General features: G+C 70.0%; 3 protein-coding genes. 2 read left to right on the forward strand and 1 reads right to left on the reverse strand.

The genetic code is table 11. The features are described 5' to 3' along the window. On the forward strand, window positions 1-1,600 hold a 1,600-nt coding region (locus CCS38_RS23850), incomplete at its 5' end, for an ATP-binding SpoIIE family protein phosphatase (RefSeq protein ID WP_223735339.1). Window positions 1,601-1,708: 108 nt separating this feature from the next. Here CCS38_RS23850 and CCS38_RS23855 read toward each other — a convergent pair. After that, the gene (locus CCS38_RS23855) at window positions 1,709-3,007 is read right to left on the reverse strand and encodes an MFS transporter (RefSeq protein ID WP_223735340.1); all 1,299 of its coding nucleotides are present in this window, start codon (window positions 3,005-3,007) and stop codon (window positions 1,709-1,711) included. Between the two features lie 283 nt (window positions 3,008-3,290). Between CCS38_RS23855 and CCS38_RS23860 the strand changes: the two genes are divergently transcribed. Beyond that, a complete protein-coding gene (locus CCS38_RS23860; protein WP_223735341.1) occupies window positions 3,291-3,851 on the forward strand; it encodes a MarR family winged helix-turn-helix transcriptional regulator in 561 nt (186 codons plus the stop codon). Window positions 3,852-4,477: the final 626 nt, after the last annotated feature.

Consider the following 4,477-nt stretch of genomic DNA (forward strand, 5'->3'; position numbering starts at 1 on the left):
CTCGGGCACAGCGCACGTCGGCCCGTCCGGTGCGCAGCCGCCCACCGTCGACGTGCTCTCCGCCCACGAGATCCTCGGCACGATCCCCGCCCTGGTCGCCGTCGTCTACGGCCCCGAGCACCGCATCGCGTACGTCAACGGCGCGTACGCCAAGGTCTTCGGGGAACGCCCGCCGGGCGGGACCGCCCGGGAAGCCCTGCCGGAGCTCGCCGAGCTGGGGCTGCTGCCGCTGATGGACCAGGTACTGCGCAGCCGTAAGCCGCGCACGGTCAAGGCGCGCAAGGTCCCCGGCGGCGCCGGCTCCGACCTCAGCCGCGACGGCTACTACACCTTCACCTGCACGCCCATCGAGGTCGCCGCCGCCAGCACCCCGGCCCCGGATCCCGAGATCGCCTGCGTGGCGCCGCACAAGGGCGTCCTCGTCTTCGCCGCCGACGTCACCGACCAGGTCGAGGCCGCCGAGCGGCTGCGCGCCGCCGAACGCCGCCAGCGCGAGGCCGCCGTCACCCTCCAGCGCTCCCTGCTCCCCCAGGAGCTGGAGCAGCCCGACGACCTCCGGGTCGCCGCGATCTACCACCCCGGCGGCACGGACGCCGCGGTCGGCGGCGACTGGTACGACGTGATCACCCTCGGCGCCGGGCGCACCGCCCTGGTCATCGGCGACGTGATGGGCCGCGGCGTGCGCGCCGCCGCCGTCATGGGCCAGCTCCGCACGGCCGTCCGCGCCTACGCCCGGCTCGACCTCCCGCCGCACGAGGTCCTGCAGCTCCTGGACGGGCTCGCCGCGGAGATCGACGCGAGCCAGATCGCCACCTGCGTGTACGCCGTGCACGACCCCAACGAAGGCCGGCTGGTCTATGCCTCGGCCGGCCACCTGCCCATCCTCGTGCGCAACCAGGACGGCACCGTGCACCGCGCCGAGGAACCGACCGGCCCGCCGCTCGGCACCGGCGGCTGGCTGCACACCTCCGGCAGCGTTCAGCTCGGCCCCGGCTCCACCGCCGTCCTCTATACGGACGGTCTCGTCGAGCGCCGCGACAAGGACATCGACGAGGGCATCGCCGCACTGGAGCACGCCGTCGCCGGCGCCACCGGCGCGCCCGACATCATCTGCGACCGCCTGCTGCGCGCCCTCGGCATCTCCAACGACCACGACGACGACGTCGCCGTCCTGGTCCTCCAGCACCCGGACCGCACCGGCCCCGAGGCCGAGCTCTTCCACAACGCCGCACTGGAACTGCACGGCGGTACGGAGGCGGCGCCGCGCGCCCGCGCCTTCGCCTCCGGTGTCCTCGCCTCCTGGCGCTTCTCCCCGGAGCTGCACGACCTCGGCGTCCTGGCCGCGAGCGAGCTGGTCGCCAACTCGCTCCAGCACGGGACGCCGCCCATGCGGCTGCGGCTGCGGCGGACGGACCGCCGCCTGATCGTCGAGGTCACCGACGGCGACGACCACCTGCCGCGCCGCCGCCGCGCCGAGCCGGTCGACGAGGCGGGCCGCGGTATCTCCATCATCGCCACCATCGCCTCGAACTGGGGCTCGCGCCGCACACCGGGCGGCGGCAAGGCGGTCTGGTGCGAGTTCGCGCTGCCCCGCGAGTAGCCGACCGGCCTGAGACCCCGCGGACAAGAAAGAGCCCGAGACCCCGCGTACAAGAAAGAGGCCGGGCCCGTACGGATGTACGGACCCGGCCTCGGCCGGTCACGCGGCTCACGCCACGCAGGCCACCTCGTCGCGCGCCGGAGCCTCTGCCGCTGCCTCCGCCGGCGCGGCCACGGCCTGCGGGTTGTCCTGGGCCGCGGTGAGCAAGCGGCCCAGCCGCAGGCCCAGCGCCGAGACCCCGAGCGCGCACAGGATCAGCATCACGATGTACGCGGCAGCCGCCCCGTGCCCCACCATCAGCGCGCCCACGGCCGGCCCGACCGCCAGCGCCAGCTGCTTCACCAGGGCGAACACCGAGTTGTACTGACCGATCAGCCGGCTCGGCGCCAGGTCCGCCACCAGCGGCTGCACCGTCGGCGACAGCAGTGACTCGCCCACGCCGAACAGCATGTACGTGGAGATCAGCAGCCCCGTGGCCAGCGCCTGCGCGCCGTGCACCAGACCGGACAGGCCCGCCGCGACCCAGGCCACCGTCCATATGAGCCCGACCACCGCGATGACCCGGCTGCGGCGCCGCCGCTCGACCAGCTTCAGCACGACGAACTGCGCCAGCACGATGGCAGCGGTGTTGGCCGCCAGCGCGATGCCCATCGTCGACGGCTGGACGCGGGTGACCTCGGTCGCATACGCGGCGAGGCCCGACTCGAACTGCCCGTAGCAGGCGAAGAACAGCACGAACCCGAGCGCGCACAGCCACATCATCCGCCGGTCGGCGAGCAGCGCCCGCCAGGCGCCTTCGGCCCGCTCCTCGACCGGTACCGCATCCTCGACCTTGGGCACCTTCGGCAGCCGTACGGTCGCCACGGCCGCGCCGAGCACCAGGAACATCACGGCCTCGATGGCGAAAAGCCGTACGAAGCTCGCCGGGTCGTTCTCGTTCACGAGCATGCCGCCGATGAGGCCGCCTATGCCCAGCCCCAGGTTGTTCAGGAAGAACTGGGTGGCGAAGGCGCGCGACCGCGTCACGGTCGTCGAGCACCAGACGATCATCGTCGCCAGCGCCGGCTGGATGACCGCTATACCCGCGCCGAGCGACACCGCCGAGGCGATGACCAGCGGCTCACTGTCGGAGAGCCCCAGGCCCAGCGAGCCGAGCGCGGCGGCGAACGTGCCCACCACGGCCACCGGCAGCGGACCCCGCCGGTCGATGGCACGACCGGTGAAGGGCAGGACGAAGAGCGCGGCAGCGGCCAGCATCGCGAGCACGATGCCTGCCGTACTCGCTCCAAGATCACGCACCTTCGCCACGTAGACGTACAGATACGGAACCGTGAAGCCGTTGCCGAACGCGCTCAGCGCGTTGCCCAGCTGGATCCGGCGCAGCGCGGCGCCCATTGCGGTGGTCACACTCACCTACCTAGGTCGAGAGGGTCGTCAGATACGTACGTGCGTGCGCATTGCTGCGCGTGTGTGTGCAGGGCGGAGCGAGGCGCACGCGGGAATCCCGACCCCCCGGAGCAGACCTGGTGCCCCCCAGCACTGTGACTCCAGAGGAAGATAAGGAGCTTTGCGACGTGTCCGGTCAAAACCAGACAGTCTTAAGCTGAAGACTTCAACTCTAAAGTTCGAAGCTAAAGAGTACATGACCAAGGACTTCAACGCCAATGAGTTACGTGTCATACTGCGCCGCATGTCAGAGCCCTCAGACGCGGTCCCCCGCCCGGCAGAGCCGAGCCTCGAGGAACAGATCGCGGCCTACCAGCGCGAGTTCCAGGACCTGGACCCCCAGGTGGAGAAGGTCGTCTCCGCACTGCAGCGCCTCAACCGCCGGATGAACGTCGCCTACGGCCGGCAGACCGCCACGCTGGGGATAAGCAACGCCGAGTGGGAAGTACTGAAGGCCCTCGTCGTCTCCGGAGCGCCCTACCGCCTCGGCCCCGGCGAGCTCGCCAAGCGGCTGGGCCTCACGCCGGCCGCCATGACGCACCGCATCGACCGCATGGCGAGCGAAGGGCTCGTCAACCGCGAGCGCGATGAGAACAATCGCGTCCGTGTCATCGTCGAGCTCACCGCCGAGGGGCGCGAGAAGTGGCTGGAGGCCATGCGCCTCGCGTCCGTGTTCGAAGAGGACCTGCTACAGGACCTCGATTCACGCGAACGAGGGCTTCTGGGCGATGTACTGACGCGACTGCTGCGCCGCGTGGAGGACGCCCAGCCCGACGCGGAGGGCCGTCTCACCGACCTCGACTGACCCCGAGGGTCACGGCGTCCCCGGACGGGTCAGGGGCCGGTTGACACGGCCCACCCCGATCCGTAGTGTTCTCCGAGTTGCCACACAGCCGTAACGGTTTTGCGGCAGCCACTCACGCCGCACCGGCGGCACCCCATTACTGCACGGCCTTCCTTCGGGAACAATTTCGGCATGCCGAAATTCAACCGACCGGCTCGATTATGAACCGGCAGCGGAAACCGCTAAAGTAGTGGACACGCCGGAAACGCGACAGAGAAATTCTGCCGCTGACGCGGCGGGCCCTCCCGACAGGGATCGGAACCCCATTCGAAAGACCGCTTCACGAAGCGGGAAGCGAAAAAGGATCTGATAGAGTCGGAGCCGCTGAAAGGGAAAGCTCGAAAGGGCCGGACCGGAAAGCAACCCCGCTCCAGCAGGGGGCCGGATCACCGAAAAGGATCTGGTAAGGTTGGAACCGCGAAGAAGCCGAAAGGCGGAAACGCACCGGCGAAAATCGGAGCCGCAAGGATCTGATAGAGTCGGAAACGCAAGACCGAAGGGAAGCGCCCGGAGGAAAGCCCGCGAGGGTGAGTACAAAGGAAGCGTCCGTTCCTTGAGAACTCAACAGCGTGCCAAAAGTCAACGCC

The sequence above is a fragment of the Streptomyces purpurogeneiscleroticus genome, assembly GCF_020024005.1.
GTDB classification, from domain to species: domain Bacteria; phylum Actinomycetota; class Actinomycetes; order Streptomycetales; family Streptomycetaceae; genus Streptomyces; species Streptomyces purpurogeneiscleroticus.